The 17,791-nt window shown below is 69.3% G+C and carries 16 protein-coding genes; 9 read left to right on the forward strand and 7 right to left on the reverse strand.

From position 1 onward, the window contains the following. Positions 1 to 28: 28 nt before the first annotated feature. Positions 29 to 910 (forward strand): helix-turn-helix domain-containing protein, encoded by an 882-nt coding sequence (locus ACFXI3_RS01675; RefSeq protein ID WP_378397399.1) that lies wholly within the window; start codon positions 29 to 31, stop codon positions 908 to 910. A 100-nt stretch (positions 911 to 1,010) separates the two neighbouring features. Here the strand turns inward: ACFXI3_RS01675 and ACFXI3_RS01680 are convergent, their stop codons facing one another. Beyond that, positions 1,011 to 1,484, reverse strand: a complete 474-nt coding sequence (locus tag ACFXI3_RS01680; protein WP_378397400.1) for a nuclear transport factor 2 family protein — start codon at positions 1,482 to 1,484, stop codon at positions 1,011 to 1,013. An 82-nt stretch (positions 1,485 to 1,566) separates the two neighbouring features. Here ACFXI3_RS01680 and cysD point away from each other — a divergent pair, with 82 nt between their 5' ends. The 6 genes from cysD (at position 1,567) to ACFXI3_RS01710 (ending at position 8,155) form a co-directional block, all read left to right on the forward strand. Then, positions 1,567 to 2,484 (forward strand): sulfate adenylyltransferase subunit CysD, encoded by a 918-nt coding sequence (gene cysD, locus ACFXI3_RS01685; protein WP_378397401.1) that lies wholly within the window; start codon positions 1,567 to 1,569, stop codon positions 2,482 to 2,484. Continuing rightward, a complete protein-coding gene (cysC, locus tag ACFXI3_RS01690; RefSeq protein ID WP_378397402.1) occupies positions 2,484 to 4,322 on the forward strand; it encodes an adenylyl-sulfate kinase in 1,839 nt (612 codons plus the stop codon). The genes cysD and cysC overlap by 1 nt, the downstream gene beginning before the upstream one ends. Positions 4,323 to 4,577: 255 nt before the next feature. After that, entirely contained in the window at positions 4,578 to 5,294 is a 717-nt protein-coding gene (locus ACFXI3_RS01695; RefSeq protein WP_378397403.1) for a class I SAM-dependent methyltransferase, read from the forward strand. Positions 5,295 to 5,360: 66 nt separating this feature from the next. Further along, entirely contained in the window at positions 5,361 to 5,495 is a 135-nt protein-coding gene (locus ACFXI3_RS01700) for a hypothetical protein (RefSeq protein ID WP_344276375.1), read from the forward strand. A gap of 61 nt (positions 5,496 to 5,556) precedes the next feature. Beyond that, the gene (locus ACFXI3_RS01705) at positions 5,557 to 6,726 is read left to right on the forward strand and encodes a YcaO-like family protein (protein WP_378397404.1); all 1,170 of its coding nucleotides are present in this window, start codon (positions 5,557 to 5,559) and stop codon (positions 6,724 to 6,726) included. Positions 6,727 to 6,742: 16 nt separating this feature from the next. Then, positions 6,743 to 8,155 carry a TfuA-like protein gene (locus ACFXI3_RS01710; RefSeq protein ID WP_378397405.1) on the forward strand — a complete coding sequence of 471 codons (1,413 nt, stop codon included), beginning with the start codon at positions 6,743 to 6,745 and terminating at the stop codon, positions 8,153 to 8,155. Here the strand turns inward: ACFXI3_RS01710 and ACFXI3_RS01715 are convergent, their stop codons facing one another. From ACFXI3_RS01715 to ACFXI3_RS01730, 4 genes are all read right to left on the reverse strand, one after another. Then, positions 8,156 to 8,773: a hypothetical protein gene (locus tag ACFXI3_RS01715; RefSeq protein WP_378397406.1), complete on the reverse strand. Its 618-nt coding sequence runs from the start codon at positions 8,771 to 8,773 to the stop codon at positions 8,156 to 8,158. A 130-nt stretch (positions 8,774 to 8,903) separates the two neighbouring features. Next, on the reverse strand, positions 8,904 to 9,608 hold the full coding sequence (locus ACFXI3_RS01720) for a type 1 glutamine amidotransferase domain-containing protein (RefSeq protein WP_378397407.1): 705 nt from the start codon (positions 9,606 to 9,608) through the stop codon (positions 8,904 to 8,906). Then, positions 9,605 to 10,525: an acetoacetate decarboxylase family protein gene (locus tag ACFXI3_RS01725; RefSeq protein ID WP_378397408.1), complete on the reverse strand. Its 921-nt coding sequence runs from the start codon at positions 10,523 to 10,525 to the stop codon at positions 9,605 to 9,607. The genes ACFXI3_RS01720 and ACFXI3_RS01725 overlap by 4 nt, the downstream gene beginning before the upstream one ends. A gap of 81 nt (positions 10,526 to 10,606) precedes the next feature. Beyond that, positions 10,607 to 11,188 (reverse strand): TetR/AcrR family transcriptional regulator, encoded by a 582-nt coding sequence (locus ACFXI3_RS01730; RefSeq protein ID WP_378397409.1) that lies wholly within the window; start codon positions 11,186 to 11,188, stop codon positions 10,607 to 10,609. A 63-nt stretch (positions 11,189 to 11,251) separates the two neighbouring features. On the opposite strand from ACFXI3_RS01730, the gene ACFXI3_RS01735 reads away from it, so the two are divergent. Continuing rightward, entirely contained in the window at positions 11,252 to 12,520 is a 1,269-nt protein-coding gene (locus ACFXI3_RS01735; RefSeq protein WP_378397410.1) for an NADH:flavin oxidoreductase/NADH oxidase family protein, read from the forward strand. Here ACFXI3_RS01735 and ACFXI3_RS01740 read toward each other — a convergent pair. Continuing rightward, complete coding sequence (locus tag ACFXI3_RS01740; protein WP_378397411.1) at positions 12,489 to 14,120, reverse strand: ABC transporter substrate-binding protein; 1,632 nt, start codon at positions 14,118 to 14,120, stop codon at positions 12,489 to 12,491. The two genes, ACFXI3_RS01735 and ACFXI3_RS01740, sit on opposite strands and share 32 nt — an antisense overlap. Positions 14,121 to 14,146: 26 nt before the next feature. Continuing rightward, complete coding sequence (locus ACFXI3_RS01745; protein ID WP_378397413.1) at positions 14,147 to 16,195, reverse strand: hypothetical protein; 2,049 nt, start codon at positions 16,193 to 16,195, stop codon at positions 14,147 to 14,149. A gap of 275 nt (positions 16,196 to 16,470) precedes the next feature. On the opposite strand from ACFXI3_RS01745, the gene ACFXI3_RS01750 reads away from it, so the two are divergent. Then, positions 16,471 to 17,772: a threonine/serine exporter family protein gene (locus ACFXI3_RS01750; RefSeq protein ID WP_378397415.1), complete on the forward strand. Its 1,302-nt coding sequence runs from the start codon at positions 16,471 to 16,473 to the stop codon at positions 17,770 to 17,772. The last annotated feature ends 19 nt before the right edge of the window (positions 17,773 to 17,791 follow it).

Consider the following 17,791-nt stretch of genomic DNA (forward strand, 5'->3'; position numbering starts at 1 on the left):
GACTAGAACGCGTTCTAAGGATGGGTCAATGGCGGTTACCCGGCGCTCGCCGCCGACCGAACGCGTCGTGCGGCTGCTGGACTATTTCGCGGCCCGGCCGGGGCAGCGGTTCGGGCTGTCCGCGCTGGCGCGCGAACTGGGCCTGAGCAAGCCGACCTGCCTCGGCATCCTGACCGAGCTGACCGCGAGCGGCTACGTGGTCCGCGATCCCCGGTCGACGACCTATCGCCTGGGACCGGCCATGATCGCGGCCGGCCGCGCGGCCTCCGAGGGTTTCGGCGCCAGCGAAATCGCCCGTACCCACCTGGAAGAACTCAGCGCCCGGTACCACGCGACGTGCACCGCGTCGGCGGTGGTCGACGGGCGCATCCTGATGCTGCAGAGTGCCGGGCCGGGCAAGGTGCGGCTCGGCGAGACGTACCCGTTCGCGCCGCCGGTCGGGCTGATGTACGTGCTGTGGGACGCCGAATCCGCCTTCGACGCCTGGCTCGCGACGCCGCCCGCGGTGCCGGTGCGGCTGGACGAGGCGTACCTGCGGCGCGTGGTCGCCGAGTGCCGGGAACACGGGTATCTGGTGGAAAGCCTGACGTCGGCGGGCCGTCGGCTCTACACGCTGATGGCAGGCGTGGCGGCGGGCGATCTCCCGCCCGAGGTGCGAGGACTGGTCGGCGAACTGGTGTCGAGCCTGGGGGAGCGGGTGTACCTCGGCGCGGATCTCGAGCCGCGGAAGAAACACGCGGTGAGCCTGCTCGCCGCCCCGACTTTCGACGCGTCGGGGCGGCAGGAGCTGGTGCTGACGCTCTCGGTCGGCGAACCGATCACCGGCGCGGAAATCGCCCGCCGGGGCGCGGCGCTGGCCGCGATCGCGGATGCCGTCACAGCGGAGGCTGGCGGGGTCCGCCCTGGATGAGCCGCACTTCCGTGAGGGGAACCCTGAGGGACTCTGATTCCCGCAGGGTTCCCCTCACGGACTGCGGAAAATCGCCGAACGGCTCCGTTGACCGCTCCGGTCAAGCCGGCTGGCCCCACATGTTCGCGGTCAGCTTCCACCCCGGCTGGTCCTTCATCGACACCAGCGTCTCGTACAGCCGCTCATACCCCGTGCTGCTGATCCGCCAGGTGCCGTCCTCGCGCCGGTAGGTGTCCTCGTAGTACGCGGCTCCCTCGATCACCACGCGGTGCTCGGCGACGATCACCTTGTCCTGGAACATCCATCGCCCGGTCGCGGTGTCGCCGTCAATTTCGATCTCCGGGTGGCCGGCGAAGTGCATCGTCGTGATGCCGGGGCCGACGGTGGTGCGCAGGAATTCCATGAGCGCGTCGCGGTTGTCGAAGTTCAGCGGTTCGCCGTAGGAGGGCGTGCCGTAGTGCACGCGCGCGTCGGCGGTGAGCGTCTCCGCCATCTCGTCCCAGCGCTTCAGGTCGAGGCACCGGAGGTAGCGGAATTTCACGCGGCGGATTTCTTCGAGTGCGGCCAGATCCATGCGTTCAGCGTCCTCCGCCGCTTGACCCAGCGCAAGAACCTGTTCTACTTTTCTGTCCTTGAACCCCGGAAGGGCGGATCCGATGGCGACCCAGGCACCCCCGGCCTACGAGCTGAGCCACCTCGGTGCGCTCGAAGCCGAAGCCGTGCATGTCTTCCGCGAGGTCGCGGCGACCTTCGAGCGGCCGGTGCTGTTGTTCTCCGGCGGGAAAGACTCGATGGTGATGCTGCACGTCGCGGCGAAAGCGTTCTGGCCCGCGCCGCTGCCGTTCCCGGTCATGCACGTCGACACCGGGCACAACTTCGACGAAGTGATCCGGTTCCGCGACGAGATCGTCGAGCGCTACGGGTTGCGGATGGTGGTCGCGAGCGTCCAGGACGACATCGACGCGGGCCGGACCGTCGAAGACCCCAAGGCGGGCCGGAACCGGCTCCAGACGGCGACCTTGCTGCGCGGCATTCGCGAGAACGGCTTCGACGCGGTGTTCGGCGGCGCGCGGCGCGACGAGGAGAAGGCCCGGGCCAAGGAACGCGTGTTCAGCTTCCGCGACGAATTCGGGCAATGGGATCCGCGGCGGCAGCGTCCGGAACTGTGGAATCTGTACAACGGCAGGCATCGCAAGGGCGAGCACATCCGGGTGTTCCCGTTGTCGAACTGGACTGAGCTGGACATCTGGCAGTACGTCGAAGCAGAAGACGTGACCTTGCCGTCGCTGTACTACGCGCACCGGCGGGCGGTGGTCCAGCGGGACGGGATGCTGCTGGCGGACACCCGGTTCCTGACCGCCGGAGAGGGCGAAGTGTCTTATCCGGCAACGGTTCGCTTCCGCACGATCGGGGACGCGACCTGCACCGGCTGCGTCGAGTCGACCGCTTCCTCGCCCGCGGAAGTGGTGGCCGAGGTCGCCGCGACGCGAGTGACCGAACGCGGCGCGACCCGGGCCGACGACCGGATTTCCGAGGCGGGGATGGAAGACCGCAAGAAGGAAGGCTACTTCTGATGAGCGCCGGGGACCGGGTCACGACGGTGCGGCTCGCCACCGCGGGCAGCGTGGACGACGGCAAATCGACCCTGATCGGCCGCTTGCTGTTCGATTCGAAGACGGTGTTCACCGACCAGCTCGAAGCGATCGAGCGCACCAGCCGGGACCGGGGCGACGCGTATCCGGACCTCGCGCTGCTGACCGACGGCCTGCGCGCGGAACGCGAACAGGGCATCACCATCGACGTCGCGCACCGGTATTTCGCCACGCCCAAGCGGAAGTTCATCATCGCCGACACCCCGGGACACGTGCAGTACACCCGGAACATGGTCACCGGAGCGTCCACTTCGGACGTGGCGCTGATCCTGGTCGACGCGCGCAAGGGCGTGCTCGAACAGTCGCGCCGGCACGCCTTCCTCGCCAGTCTGCTGGGCATCCGGCACCTGGTGGTGTGCGTGAACAAAATGGACCTGGTCGACTGGTCGCAGGAACGATTCGAGGAAATCCGCGAGGACTTCCGCCGGTTCGCGATGAAATTGCAGACCCCCGATCTGACTTTTGTGCCGATGTCCGCGCTGCACGGCGACAACGTGGTGCACCGGGGCGCGAGCATGCCGTGGTACGAGGGCACTTCGCTGTTGCACCACCTCGAACAGGTGCACGTCGCTTCGGATCGCAACCTCGTCGACGCGCGTTTTCCGGTGCAATACGTGATTCGCGAACACAGCCGGGACTTCCGCGGTTACGCCGGAACGGTGGCCGGAGGCGTGTTCAAGCCCGGCGACGAGGTGACGGTGCTGCCGTCCGGGTTCACCACGACCGTCCGCGCGATCTGGGGTCCCGGCGGCGTCGAGGTGCCGGAGGCGTTCGCCTCGCTGGCCGTCACCATCGAACTCGCCGACGAACTGGACCTCAGCCGCGGCGACCTGATCTGCCGCCCGGGCAACCGCCCGCACGTCGGCCAGGACGTTGACGCCATGGTGTGCTGGCTCTCCGAACAAGCCGCGCTCGCTCCGGGCGCGAACTATCTGGTCCGGCACACCACCCGCGAGACCAAGGCCGAGGTCCGCGCGCTCGACTACCGGCTGGACGTCACCACCCTGCACCGCGACGAGGCCGCGGAGTCGTTGTCGCTCAACGAGATCGGCCGGGTCCGGCTGCGCACGCGACAGCCGCTGCTGTTCGACCCCTACCTCCGCAACAAGCCGACCGGCGGCTTCCTCCTGGTCGACGAACACTCCGGGGACACCGTCGGGGCGGGCATGATCACCGGCCCGAGCGCGACGGCGCCGAACGTGGTCTGGCATCCGGCGGCGGTGTCGCGGGACGAACGCGCGACCCGCGGCCGCACCGTCTGGCTCACCGGGCTGTCCGCCTCGGGCAAGTCGAGCGTGGCGGTGGAGCTGGAGCGCCGGCTGGTCGCCTCGGGCCGCCCCGCCTACCTGCTGGACGGGGACAACCTCCGGCACGGCCTCAACGGCGACCTCGGGTTCGCCCCGGAACAGCGGGCCGAGAACATCCGCCGCGTCGCGGAGGTCGCCAAGCTGTTCGCCGACGCCGGGGTGGTGGCGGTCGTGTCGTTGATCAGCCCGTATCAGGCTGACCGCGAACTCGCGCGGGCTGTGCACGAAACCGCGGGTTTGCCGTTTCTGGAAGTCTTCGTCGACACCCCGCTCGAAGTATGCGAGGACCGCGATCCGAAGGGCATGTACGCCAAGGCGCGCTCAGGCGAGATCACCGGATTCACCGGAGTGGACGCGCCGTACGAACGGCCCGCGTCGCCGGATCTCGTGCTGCGCCCGGAAAACGGGGACCCGGTCGCGATGGCCGCATTGGTTCTCGCCGCGCTCGACTGACGTCCGGGCGGCGCAGGATCCATTCGTACGGCTGGGCTAATTCGCGCTGCGACCGGTTTTCCGCCGAGAGTCGATCGGGCAGGCGTGGCAGTTTCTTCGGGTAACGACCTTTGACGGTGCGTCGCGGGCGCTGCGACTCTGGAGTTCTGCCTCCGGCGGGTGCCCGCTGGATGCTGAGGTCTCGGTCGAGCCGGGTAATTCGTTGCCCGGTCCGGCGTCATCCGCATTTCGGCAATGGTGCTGGGAGTGTCAGGCGTGGATGTCACTTTCTTCGAACAGGCTTTGCAACGCGAAATCCGGCCGGGATCCTTTACGGTCGAAATCGGCGACAGCAAGCTGCCGGTCGCCCCGCAGCCGCTGGAATGGTGGAAACGGGAGCCCGGAGCCAAGCCGCCGGTCGGCTCCGACGTGCTCGACTGGGTGCGGGACGGCTACGTCCTCGACATCGGCTGCGCGACCGGCCGTGACCTGGAGATTCTCGCCGCTCGCGGGGTAGCCGGGCACGGGATCGAGCTGATCCCGGCCGCGGTGGCGATGGCGAAGGCCGCCGGTGTTTCCTGTGTGCGGGCGGATGTTTTCTCCTACACGCCGCCGCGACCTGTGGACACGGTGCTCGCGGTCGGCGGAAACGGCGGAATGGCGGCAAGGCTCGCCGCACTGCCGGAATTCCTGCTTCGCTTGTCCTCGTGGCTGAACGAAACCGGCCGCATTGTGTTCACCAGTACGGATTGGCGCAAACTGCCGCCCGGAACCTTCAACGCCCGCGAACTCCCGGACGGCGGATACCGCGGAGACATCCGGATGCGGCTGTGGCTCGAGGGCGAGGCAGGCCCGTGGTTCCCGTGGCTGTTCGTCGATCCCGACGCGCTGGAAAAGGCGTGCTCCGAAGCGGGGCTGCGGATCATCGCCCGCAAGGAATGGCAGGGCGGGATCGCCTACGCGGCGCTGCTCGAACGGGCCGTTTCCGTCTGACGACAGGCCTGCGCCCCCGAATTTCCCTGGTCCTCAGGGAAAAGCAGAATGAAAGGAAGTTCCCGCATGAACGAAATCGTGCTGCCCACGGCCGCCGAACTGGAAGCCGACCTGGCGGGCGTCCGCTCGGAAAAGATCTCGACCTTCCAGTCCCCGTTCGCCGAGGGCGTGGCCGAGAGCAGCGAACTCTGCGGCTGCTGACCGGGGTCGGGCTGGCGGTGCGCGCCGCCAGCCCGATCGGCGCGGAAGAAACGAGGCGAGGATGACCCAGCAGGCGGCCGCGGACCCGGGCCCGGCCAAGGTGGTGTTCGACGGAACGCACCGGAGCCGGCGGCCGGAGGAGACGTGGGAGTGGATCAAGCCGAAACTGCCGCGGCTCGGCATCACCCGGGTCGCCGACGTCACCTGGCTCGACGAGATCGGGATCCCGGTGTTCCAAGCGATGCGGCCGAACGCGCTGACCCTCTCGGTTTCCCAGGGCAAGGGCGTCAGCGCCGCGCTCGCCCGGGTGTCCGGAGTGATGGAGGGCGTCGAGCTCTGGCACGCGGAACATCCGCTGGCATTCCCGACCGAGACGGCCGCGGTCGGCGAGGCGGAACGGTTCATCGGATACCGCGTCGACGAACTCGCCCTCGCCGCCCGGCATTACCTCAATCCGGACACGCGCTTGGCTTGGCGGACGGCGCGGCAGGTCGACGGCAGCGGCACGTCGCTGGTGCCGGTCGAGCTGATCACGCTCGACTTCCGGTTCGACGAGCGCTGGCTCCCGCCGTTGTTCCGGATCAGCAGCAACGGCCTGGCCAGCGGGAACACCCTGGACGAAGCGTTGCTGCACGGGATGTACGAGGTGGTCGAACGCGACTCGATGGCGCGCCGGGCCGCCGGGGAACAGTCGTTGCTGGTCCACCCGGAAACCATCGGGAACGCCGGGCTGGTGGCGCTGCTGGAGAAATACCGGGCGGCGAAGGTGCACGTCGAGATGAGCTTCCTGCCGAATCCGTTCGGCATCCCGGCTTTCGACGTCCTCATCTGGAGCGACGCGTTCCCCGCGACCTTCACCGGTTCCGGCGCTCATCTGGACGCGGCGGTCGCGTTGTCGCGCGCGCTGACCGAAGCCGCGCAGTCCCGCGCGACAGCGATCGCCGGGGCGCGCGACGACATCGGCAAGGCCCCGTACCGGGAGGCACGCGTCTTCGGCGTCCGGCGTTCGTCGGATTCGCCGCCCTTCACCGCGCACGACGGCCCGGCGATTCCGTTCGCCGACATCGAATCGGCCCCGCTGGCCACGTTGGCCGGTGAAGTGCGGGACGTCGCCGCGCGAGTCGAGCGGGTGACCGGGCACGCCCCGCTGTATGTCGACCTGACCCAGCCGGACCTCGCGATCCCGGTGGCGCACGTCGTCTGCCCGGGAACCTCCTTCCAGCACCATTGACCCCGAACGGACGCCCATGCCCCGTCGTATTCTTTTCGCCGGTCCGAGCCTGCCGGACGCCGCCGAGCTGGCGCGGGGCTCGGACATCGAGGTGCTGCCGCCGGTGGCCGCGGGCGATCTGCCCCGGCTGTCGCTGGCCGCCGGGGACGCGGTCGGCATCGTCGACGGCTACTTCCACCAGGTCGGCACGGTGCGGCACAAGGAAATCCTGGCGCTGCTGAGCGAAGGGGTGCGGGTGCTCGGCGCGGCCAGCATGGGCGCGCTCCGGGCCGCCGAACTGGACGTCTTCGGCATGGAGGGCATCGGCCGGATCTACGCGGACTACCGCGACGGCAGGCTGGAAGCGGACGACGAGGTGACCCTGCTGCACAGCACGCCGGAAGAGAACTACCGGCCGCTCTCGGAACCTTTGGTATGCATGCGCGCGACCTTCTCCCAAGCGGTGGCGGCCGGGGTGTGCGACAGCGAGACCGTTGCCCGGCTGGTCGCTGTCCTGGCCTGCTGGCCCTTCGGCCGACGGTCCTACGGCGGACTCGCGGCGGCCGGCCGGGAAGCGGGAATCGACCCGAAACTCGCCCGGGAGATCGGCCGGTACTGCGTCGCGCATCGGCTGGACCCCAAGCGTTCGGACGCGATCCTGCTGGTGGACGCGTTGCGGCGAGAACGGCCGACCCGGCTCGACCCGCCGGCGGTGAACCGGACTTCCTTTCTCTATCTGTGGCAGACGGCGGCGCTGGGGCTGGAGATCGGGGACTCGCCGCACCAGGGCGACCTCGGCGCGCTGCGGGCCTGTCAGCTGTTCGCCGCCGACTATCCGGAGTTTCACCGAAAGGTGATTTTCCGTGCCCTGGCGGCGAAGTGCGCCGGCGAATGCGGCACGGAGCCAGGGGATGACGACGCCGAGGTCGCTTTGCGGCACGGCGAACACCGGGGCCTGTACCGGCTTCCCGCCGAGCCGGAGCGGCTGGGGTTTCTCGCGGCGCAATGGCTGACCCCGGCGGAGCAGGAAACCCTGGCCCCGGCGGAGCGGCTCCGCACGTTCCTCGTGCGCAGTTTCCGGGTGAATCCGGGTCTGACGTGGGAGGAACTGCCGCTTCGGGAACTGCGCGAGAAGCCGTCGTGGGAGGACGCGCGGCGGCTCGTGCGGCTGGCGTGGGAGGTCAACGACCGGGTGTTCGCCGAGGGACAGGACCGGGACGTCAACGACCTGGCGCACGAGAAGATCCTCGACCTGTTCGCCGGGCGGTGGGGAGTCGCCAGGGCGGAGCTGGAACTGGCGGCGATGGACCGCGGGCTGGAGTCGCTGGACAGCCTGGTGATGGCGGGCCGGGCGTTCTATCTGCTCGCGCGGTACAACCCGGACCTGGTCCGGCTCGCCGTCGAGGCGGCTGAGGCCCCGGCGGCGAGCTGGCTCCGCGCGGAGGTCTAGCTAGCGCGACAGGGCGAGGCACCGGATCCCGAAGCGGTCTCCGTAATTGTTGAAATAGGACACCAGACTGAACCCTTTGGCGACCCAGGCCGGATTCTGCCAGCGGCAGGCGGCGTGGAAGTCGATGGGGACCGACGTTCCGTGCCCGACGCACCGCCAGGACGCGACATTGTCGCCGACGCTCGCGTCGGAATAGCCGAGGGAGTTGCAGTATTGGTTGACCGCGATTCCGCCGACGTCGGCGTACGCGGACGGATTGGCCCAGCACCGGCCGCCGTTGTTGGTCACGGTGAATCCGGCCCGCACGAGGTCGGAGAATTGCCACCGGCAGGCGGCCGTCAACGGCACCGCCGTGTCGATTTTGTGGTTCCCGATGCAGAACCAGACGTCGGCGCGCCGCGTGACGTCCGCGAACCCGTTCGCTTGGCAGAACTCGCGGAGCAGCATGCCGCCGAGGTCGCCGACGGTCGCGGGCGAGGCGGTCTCGGCGGGCACCGCGGATACGGCGGATACGGCGGGGGCGGCGGATGCGGCGGATGCGGCGGGGGAAATGAGCAGGAATGCGAGCAATGCGCCGCCCGCCGCGGCCAGCAGCGATCTGAACCGTGATTTTCTCATCGGAAATCCGTCCGTCTCTGTCCGGAATTATCGCTTTGTGGTGCGCCTCGCGAAGCGGTCCGGGTATCGTTGCGCGCGGGGACGGGTGAGCACAATCAGCCTATGAGCGTAAGGCGTGGCGTCATTTGCGCTATGCGCCGGAGACGTCGGCGATGATCCGCCGCGCGAGCGCGGCCGAGGAACCGGGGTTCTGGCCGGTGTACAGGCCGCGGTCGACGACGACGTGAGACTTCAACGGAAGTCCGGCGGTGTAGTCCGCGCCTGCCTCCTTCAACCGGTCTTCCAGCAGCCATTTGGCTTTCCACGCGAACGGGTTGAACCGTTCCTCGACGTTGGAAAGCCCGGTCATCCGGTACCCGGCGAACGGCCACGTCCCGTCCGGGTTCTTCGCGGCCAGCGCGGCGGCGGGCGCGTGGCACAGCAGCGCGAGCGGCCGGGCCGACGAGAGCCGTTTGGCCAGCAACGCACCGGAAACCGGGTCGACGGCGAGGTCTTCCATCGGACCGTGGCCGCCGGAGTAGAAGACGACGTCGTACTCGTCCGGGTCCACTTCGGACAGATCAGCGGGCTGGGCCAGCACAGGGGAGAGGCGGTCGAGTTCGGCCTTGAGTTTCTTGGCGGTGCGCGGAAGAACGCCGCCTTTGACGCCGAGGCTGAGGTTGTCGACCACGGGCTGCTTGCCGCCGGGGGTGGCGACGGTGACGTCCCAGCCCGCTTCGGTGAACAGCGTGTAGGGGACGACGAACTCCTCGGCCCAGAATCCGGTCGGGTGCTCGGTGCCGTCCTTCAGCGTCCAGACCCGGGCGGCGGACAGCACCTGCAGAACCTTGGTCATCGCGAAACTCCTTGCTGGGGAACCGAGTACGGGACCGGCAGGTGGAGCGCGAGCTGCCCCTCGGCGAGCACGTCGAACCGGACCGGGCGAGTCGGCTTGAGCGAGCGCAGGTCGTCGCTCATCCGGCCCTGGCCGAGGCGTAGGTCGACGGTGCGCGGGAAAGACGCGCTGCCGGACGACAGGGCGTTGGTCTGGCTGAACGTCGAGTGCCAGGCGCCGTTGATCGTCGTGTACGAGGTGAGGGTCGAAACGCGTTCGCCGCTGGGGTGCCTGGTCTGCGCGGGGGTGGGCGCGGACAGCGTCAGATCGGTGCCGCCGTCGTCGTTGGCGACGCGTGCGGCGGTGCGGTCGGCGTCGATGTCGACGTCCAGTTCGGTGACCCACTTCGGGAAGCCGTAGCCGTCGTGGCCGCGGACCTGTGCGATGGCGGTGTTGACCGGCAGCGACAGGACGAACGTGTCGAGGTGGTCGTTTTTCAGTGCGGCGAGCAGGTCGACGAACCCGAGCTTGCCGTGCCGCGCGGGCCGGACCGCGACGCCGACCGCGGCCTCGGTGTAGAAGTCGATGTCGCACACGTCGTAGCGGAAGAACATCACCGATACCAGGCCCAGGCCGGGCGCGACCTCCAGCGGGGCCAGTTGCTCCGGCAGCCGGGCGCGGATCGCGCGGGAACGGGCGAGCATGGTGAGGCGGGCCGAGGACATCCGGTAGTAGAAGTTCGGCGTCAGGGTGGGGCCGATCGGCGATTCGGCCCTCGTCTTCGGCAGGCCGCGGAAGAACTCGACGCCGCTGACGCGGGGGTCGCGGGCCACCTCGTCGAGGTCGGTGTCCATCCGGTAGCGGTCGAACAGGCCGCCCTGGGGCACGGTGACGAGGCGACCGCCCAGGTCGACGTCCACGGTTCCGGTCGATGCCATCAGGGTCGCTCCCGTCGCGTCATGTGTGCAGTGCTTACATGACGGTAAGCCTCGATGTGAGCACTGTCAACACCGGGGTCGTCACTCGCCTGTCCGGGCGGCGAACACCGCGGCGAAGGACGCGCGGACCTGCTTGGCGACGTCGTCGGGGGAGTCGCCGGCGAGCTTGCCGTCGAGGTGCAGGCTGGCCAGTCCGTGCACCATTCCCCAGCCCGCGATGGTGATGGCGGCCAGGTCGGCTTCGGGGAACACGGCGGCGACGGCGCGCGCGAGCGTTTCGTGCACCGCGGCGGCGGCCTGGACGCGGTCGTCGTTCGTGTCGTCGCAGGCGTTGCCGAACATGAGCCGGAACAACGCCGAGCGGCGCAGGGCGAAGTCGACATACGCGACGCCCAGTTCGGCCAGTTCGGCGACTGTGGCCGGCATCGCGTCGCCCTGGGTCAGGTCTTCGTTCAGGTCGCGCAGGCCTTGGGCGGCCAGGGCGGATTCCAGGGCGTCGCGGTCGGCGAAGTGCCGGTATGGGGCGGTCGGCGAGACGCCTGCTTTCCGTGCGACGGCGCGCAGGGAGAACTGCTCGCCCTGTTCGAGCATCTCCATCGCGGTCGTCAGCAGGGTTGCCCGCAGATCGCCGTGATGGTAGCCGTCCTTCGAGGAAGTTGACACCGCTTACATCGCCTCCTACTCTCATGTGAGCACTGCAAACATACCGCACGGATCGAAGGAATCATGACTGCCTCGCCCCTGTTCGCGCCGTTCGCGCCCGCCCACGGGCCGGCGCTGGCCAACCGGCTCGTCAAAGCGGCCATGGAGGAGAACATGGCCGGCCCCGGGCAGGTGCCCGGCGAGCCGATCCGCCGCCTCTACCGCCGCTGGAGCGAGGGCGGCGCCGGGCTGCTGGTCACCGGCAATGTGATGGTGCACGCCGAAGCGATGACCGGGCCGGCGGGCATCGTCCTGGACGAGCGGTCGCCGCTGGAGCCGTTCCGCGCGTGGGCGGACGCGGCCAAGAGCGGCGGCGCGCGGGTGTGGATGCAGATCAACCACCCCGGCCGCCAGGTCATGGCGAACCTGCCCGGCGTCGCGTGGGGCCCGTCGGAGGCCAAAGTGGACCTCGGCAAGCAGAGCAAGCGGTTCGCCCGGCCGGCCGCGATGACCTCTGACCACATTGGACAGACGGTCGCGCGCTTCGCCGAAACCGCGCGTCGTGCCGAGGAAGCCGGGTTCGACGGTGTCGAGATCCACGCCGCGCACGGATATCTGCTGTCGCAGTTCCTTTCGCCGCTGGTCAACACGCGCACCGACGAGTGGGGCGGCAGTTTGGCCAACCGCGCGCGGTTGCTGCTCGACATCGTGCGCGCCGTGCGTGCTGGGGTGTCGTCGGATTTCACTGTCGCGGTGAAGCTGAACTCGGCCGATTTTCAGCGCGGCGGATTCGATGCCGCGGATGCTGGCCGGGTCATCGAAATGCTGGCACCGCTCGGCGTCGACGTGGTCGAACTGTCCGGCGGCAGCTACGAAAGCCCGGCGATGTCGGGCCGGTCTGCTGACGAGCGCACGTTGGCGAGGGAGGCGTACTTCCTGACGCTGGCGGAAGAACTCGCCCGGACCAGCCCGCTGCCGTTGATGCTGACCGGCGGCATCGTCCGGCGGTCGGTCGCCGAGCAGGTGCTGGCGGGCGGTATCGACCTGGCTGGGATGGGGACCGCGCTCGCGGTGGATCCGGACCTGCCGAAGAAGTGGCTGCACGGCGAGGACGCCGCTGTGGAGCTCGAGCCGGTGGCGATCAAGGACAAAGCGCTGGCGTCCGCGGCGGGGATGGCCCGGGTGCGCCGCCAGCTGCGACGGTTGGGCGCGGGTCGTGCGCCGCGGTTGCGGACGAATCCGAAGCTGGCGCTGGTGAAGGAAACCGTTCTGCAGCAAGGTGCCTTGCGTCGCTACCGTGGCTGGCTGAACGCCCGGGGCGTCAGCAAGACGGCTTCGGCACCGCAGACGTGACCGCCTTGTTCCAGACGGTCGCAGTGGACCCGTCGGCCCTGATCTCCACGACCGGGAACGGCTTCTCCACCGGGTTGCCGTACTGTGCCTGATCCGGGCTGAACTGGATGGTGCCGCTCGCCCCGTGGACGGCGTTCTGGCAGCGCATTTCCTCGATGAACCCGATCTGCGAGAGGGGCGCGCGCACGACCGTGTCGGCGTTGCCGTTCGCGGCGCGGCGGGCGGCGGTCACGGCGACCATCACGGCGTCGTGGGTGAGGATGCCTTCGCCGCTGCCCAGGTCGGCGACGGAGAAGCTCAGCGGGGCGGCGCCGTCGTCCGCGCGGACCGGCTGGCCGTCGCAGGTGCCGGGTTTGCCGGTGAAGACCGCCTGGAAAGTGTTGTAGGCGGCCTGTTCCGCGGAGCCGTTGCACGGACCCCATTCGTCGGGGCTCGCCAGCGAGGTGAACAGCACCCGGACGTGGCCGCCGCGGACGGCGTCGCGGAGGCTGGCCTCGTTGATCGCGGAGCCGCCGTCGTCACCGGTGACGACCGTCAGTTTCCCGTTGACGCACGGGGTGTTCCCCTGCGTCCAGGACTGCACGAACGGTCCGAGATCGGTGCCGCGGCCGGTGAAGTAGACGACCGTCGGCGCGACCGAGCAGAGATTCTGGTCCAGATAAGCGAATTGGGTGAGCAGCGGGTCGCTGCGCGAGACGTCGGCGGGCAGTGCGCCCGGCGACGTGAACGGGAACCGGTGCGCGGCGGGCATTTCCTTGACGGCCATCGCGCCGAGCGTCTGGGTGTAGTCGTCGCCGGGGATGTTGTCCTGCACGATCGCGACCCGCGACGGATCCGGCTCGATGCTCGCGATGTAGCGGGCGGCGGCCGCCACGGAGTGGGTGTTCGTGGGCGAGGTGCGGAAGAAACCGGTGTTGAGCTTGCCTTCTGGAGTCAGGTTCATGGTGTCGCCGGTGACCGTCGCGCCGATCACCGGAAGACGGGCCTGGCCGGTCAGTTTCGCCGCCGCCGCACGGGTGTTGTCCAGGCTCTGCCCGAGCCCGAGCACCGCGACCACGTGCTGGGCGGCCGCGTGCTCGGAGATCTTGTCCGCGGCCTCGGACCAGCTCGCGTACTGGCTGCCCATGCTGGCCAGGAACAGCTTCACCTTCGGCACGCTGCCCTGGAACGCGGCGGTGTGGTTGGCTCGCCACACGCCCGCGATCGCGCCCTCGATGTCGGGATACAGGTCGGGGTAGAGCCTGGTGTCGACGCCCTCGTTCGGCGACATGTCCTGGAACAGCACCACCGACACGTAGTTGCCGGTCACGGCTTCGTTGTTGGCCCGGATCGTCTTTTCCAGGTCCCGCATGTGCTCGGGTTCGTCCCTCCGGAACTGCGAGCTGTCCAGGTTGATGCCGACGCACGCGTCGCTCGCGTCCGCGAACATGCCTGCCCCGCATCGGGCGAACAGCGGGGGCACGAGGAAGCCCGCGACGACCAGGACGACCACCGTCAGGGTGGCGAAGCCGGTGGCCAGCACCGGCCGGCGCAGCACCCAGTTGGCCAGCTTCGGGAACTTCTCGGTGAACCAGCGCAGGATTCTTTTCATGGTGCTCATCGCGCTCCTGTCGCAGAAGTGGCGGCTTACCGGCTGTCGAATCGTTCGGCGGCGTCGATGAGCGCGTCCGTGTCCACCCGGGCCGAATAGTTGCTGGCCAGCCGCAAGAAGCTCTGGCGGATCCGCTGATCCCGCGCCGGGTCCGGCAGGGTGTGCGCGTCGTGGTACAGCCAGAGCAGGGCCACGATGCAGCTGATCGCGGCTTCGGCCGATTCCCGCCCCGGCCGCGCGTCCGGCACGAGCCGCGCGACGATGTCGTCGACCGGCTCGAGCGCGGGCCACCGGCACGGGGCGGCGGTCACCTGGTCCAGGAGCCTGACCCAGTCCGGGTGCTCGAGTTCGGCGAACTGCCCCACCAGCTCCCCGACTGCCTTTTCGAAGTTGTCGCAGGCGAGGTGGTAGTACAACCGCCGGGCCAGGTCCGCGTCGCCGCTCGGCCCGGCGCACGTGGCCGCCATCGCGCTGAACACGTCGGCCCACGTCGTCGTCACGGCGTGCCGGTCGGAGGCGCTCTGCGCGTGCAGGCCCGCCATCAGGCAAGCGAGCAGCCACGGATGCAGGACCGCGGGATGCTCCTGCCCGGGGGCGGCGACCGGCCACAGTCGCGAAGGGCGGGCGGCGAAGGTGCTGACCCAGAGGTTTTCGCGCAGTGCGCTCAGGATCTGGTTGGCACCGGGAAAGGCGACGGGGCTCAACTTGGCCCCCTGCCCGGGCTGTCGGAGCTGGGCCGCCACCGCGACCGCCTGCGGAATGAGGACGTGCAGTGCGTCCGCCAGCAGCGGCCTCGGCAGGTAGGACTTCAGCGCGCGTTCCCACAGCGTGGTTCCGTTGTGCTGCTGGAACAGCAACGAGCGCGCGAGCAGCGCGGTGTCTGCCGGCAGTTCGGTGACCCAGCGGCCGATCTCCTGCGCGGCGGCGGGCAGGCTGCCGGAGAGCCGCTCGACGAACTTGGCGAAGACGGCCGGGTCCCAGCCGTCTGGAGTGGTCGGGGCGAGTTCGCGAAGCACTTCGGGGCCGGGCGGGTCCAGCCAGACGGGATACCAGGCCCGGGCCGAGCCCGCTTGGCCGGCGGCCAGATGCTGGGTCCACTGCTTGAAATCGGCCTGGGACAGCAGGGGGATCGGGCGCTTGTCCGGGCGGTCCGCTTTCGTCCGCCACGGTTCCCGCCACCAATGGCCCCAATCGGCCGACCATCGGTCCATCGCCGCGACTACCAGCAGCGGATCGCGCTTGGGCAACCGATTCTGCCGTGCGCTCACGAAGGCAGTCAGGAATGCGCGGCCGGCGGGCGTGGCGTCGACGTTGTCGATCAACAAGGCCCAGGCGTGCTCGTGCGGGCCGTGCTGCCCGTGCGGGGTCAGGCAGCGGCATCGCCGTACCGGCGTCGTCCACTGGTCGGCACTGCGCGACAAATCGGTCAGGAACGCGTTCATCACGTGCGGGAGCGGATCCGAACTGCGTTGGCTCAGCGCGATCAGCGAGTCGATCGCGCCGGTTCCCTCCAGCAATCCGCTGAACCATCTCAGCGCCTGCCGCACGCTTCGCCGTCGTCGGTTCGCGAGTCGCAGCAGGGCGCCGATTCCGCTGCTGACCGCTTGCCGGACCGCGGGTCCCGGCACCTGCGCCCCGATCCCGGACAGCGACAGGGCGAACTGGACCGCCGCGCCGGCCAGGTCCGCGACCCGCTCGTCGTCCTCCTGGCGAAGGTAGCTTCCGACGAGCTGAAGCACGTACTCGCGGGCGGCGTCGCTGTCCGGCGGCAGGGTTTCGTTCAGTGCCAGCAAGGAAAGCCCGACGCGGTGGAAGGTCGGGTCGCGCGGCAGATTGTCCCAGTGCCGCGCCAGCAGGAAGGAAACGCAGGCGACGGCGGAAATCGGATCGGCGACGCGGGCGTCCCGGAAATCGAGCCGGGCGTGCACGAGCGTGCCGCCGCAGGCTTTGGCGATCGCCTTCAGCGCGGTGCTCTTGCCCGCGCCCTTCGGCCCGAGCAGCGCGACCACGGGCTCCGGCGCGGTCGTTCCCTCCGCTGGTCGCCGGAATGCCTGCCGGACAAAGAGTTCTGCGGCAGTGATCACGGGCGGTTCCCCCAGGTCTCGGACGCGCTGTTCGGCTCGCGGTGCGAAGGCACGGCAGACGGTGTATCGGTTCAGATGTGGGCCGTGTCACAGGTATCGCGGCGGTTCACTCAGAAGTGTGGCCATCCTGGCCGGACGCGCAAGAGGCTGTCCGGAGGGGTTCCGGTGGCTGGAACAAAGGCTGCGGGCGTCGGCGTGCCACGATCGGGCGAAGCCTCGCGAGCGACGCGTTCGCGGGCGCATTTTTGTCTGGGCGGCTCCTTAAAGTGCGGTTCATGGCAAAGGACGAGCGCGAACAAGCGCGAAGGGTGCTGAGCTTCGCGCTCGACGTGGCGATGCAGATGTTCAGGCAGGGACTCGAAACGGCGGTGATCGTGCGCACGGTGCGCGGGCTGGCGCTCGCGGGCGGCGTCGAGGATCTGCGGATTTCGGTGGGAGTACGGGCAATTCACCTCCAATACTGTCCCGGCGGCGAGGCGGAACCGCTGGTTTTGTTCGGGAGCGTGCAGGCGAACGACGCGCGCGACATCGGCCGGATGGGAGACCTGGAGGCGCTCGCGGTCCGCGCGGGCGCCGGTACGATTTCGCCCGCCGAGGCCGAGCGTGACGCCGGAATCCTCGCTCAGGCCGGGCCGACGTGGCCGTGGTACGTGAGTTTGCTCGGCGGGTGCCTGCTCGCGGCGATGATTTGCCTGCAGGCGAACGGGACTGTGCTGGCCGCGGTGGTGTCGGCTGGGTTGTTCGTCTTCGCGAACCGCGTCGGATGGGTGCTGAGCACGGTCGGCATCGCGGAGTTCTTCCAGGTCGCGGCGAAGGCGAGCACGGTGCTGGTCGTCGCGATTTCGCTGCTGTCGCTCGGTGTGCTCACCGGGCACGAAGCAGCGAGCCTCTCGGCGGCGAATCTCGTGTTGTTGCTGCCGATCCTGTCGTTGGTGTCGCTGGTGGAGGACGCGGTCGGCGATTTCCATCTGATGGCCGCCGCGCGGATCGTGACGGTTCTGCTGCTGACCGGCGCGATCGCGACCGGGGTGATGGTCGTAGTGTCGGTCGCGAACGACCTCGACATCCTCGGCGAGGCCAGCCGCGTTTCGCTGGCCGCGCTCCCTCTGGCCCTGGTGCCGGTGACGGCGCTGGCCGGTTCGCTGGGAAACGCGATCCTGATGGGCACCCCGGCGCGGTGGTGGCTGCTCGCCTGCGGGGCTGGACTCGTGACGTCACTGGTGAACTGGACGGGACGATCGGTGCTCGGCCTGTCCACTCCGGTCTCGATTTTCCTTGCCACGACGGTGCTCGGCATCCTCGCCGGTGCGGCCGCCCGGATCTTGCAGGTGCCGACCGCGGTGGTCACGATCCCTGGTCTCACGGGTGCCGTGCTGCCGGGACCGGCGATGTATCTGAGCCTGTCTCAGGTCTTCGCCCGCGTCCCAGGTTCTTGGGACGCGGTGGCGGAGGCGATCGTGTCCACCGCGGCGATCGGTGTCGGCGTGGTGCTCGGCTTGCAACTCGCCACGCTGCGGCGGCCGATGGCTAGGTCGCCTGGGGAGCGTCGCCGGGAAGGGGTCGATCTCGGTGTTTGAGGGGAGGGGGCGGTGGCGT

This window comes from Amycolatopsis sp. NPDC059235 (assembly GCF_042754125.1).
Taxonomy (GTDB): domain Bacteria; phylum Actinomycetota; class Actinomycetes; order Mycobacteriales; family Pseudonocardiaceae; genus Amycolatopsis; species Amycolatopsis albidoflava.

Bases quoted from the DNA above. Each gene is read 5' to 3' on its own strand.
- ACFXI3_RS01720 (WP_378397407.1), bottom strand. From the start codon at position 9,608: ATGACCAAGGTTCTGCAGGTGCTGTCCGCCGCCCGGGTCTGGACGCTG.
- cysC (WP_378397402.1), top strand. From the start codon at position 2,484: ATGAGCGCCGGGGACCGGGTCACGACGGTGCGGCTCGCCACCGCGGGC.
- ACFXI3_RS01740 (WP_378397411.1), bottom strand. From the start codon at position 14,120: ATGAGCACCATGAAAAGAATCCTGCGCTGGTTCACCGAGAAGTTCCCG.
- ACFXI3_RS01680 (WP_378397400.1), bottom strand. From the start codon at position 1,484: ATGGATCTGGCCGCACTCGAAGAAATCCGCCGCGTGAAATTCCGCTAC.
- ACFXI3_RS01715 (WP_378397406.1), bottom strand. From the start codon at position 8,773: ATGAGAAAATCACGGTTCAGATCGCTGCTGGCCGCGGCGGGCGGCGCA.
- ACFXI3_RS01750 (WP_378397415.1), top strand. From the start codon at position 16,471: ATGGCAAAGGACGAGCGCGAACAAGCGCGAAGGGTGCTGAGCTTCGCG.
- ACFXI3_RS01710 (WP_378397405.1), top strand. From the start codon at position 6,743: ATGCCCCGTCGTATTCTTTTCGCCGGTCCGAGCCTGCCGGACGCCGCC.
- cysD (WP_378397401.1), top strand. From the start codon at position 1,567: ATGGCGACCCAGGCACCCCCGGCCTACGAGCTGAGCCACCTCGGTGCG.
- ACFXI3_RS01735 (WP_378397410.1), top strand. From the start codon at position 11,252: ATGACTGCCTCGCCCCTGTTCGCGCCGTTCGCGCCCGCCCACGGGCCG.
- ACFXI3_RS01725 (WP_378397408.1), bottom strand. From the start codon at position 10,525: ATGGCATCGACCGGAACCGTGGACGTCGACCTGGGCGGTCGCCTCGTC.
- ACFXI3_RS01700 (WP_344276375.1), top strand. From the start codon at position 5,361: ATGAACGAAATCGTGCTGCCCACGGCCGCCGAACTGGAAGCCGACCTG.
- ACFXI3_RS01705 (WP_378397404.1), top strand. From the start codon at position 5,557: ATGACCCAGCAGGCGGCCGCGGACCCGGGCCCGGCCAAGGTGGTGTTC.
- ACFXI3_RS01675 (WP_378397399.1), top strand. From the start codon at position 29: ATGGCGGTTACCCGGCGCTCGCCGCCGACCGAACGCGTCGTGCGGCTG.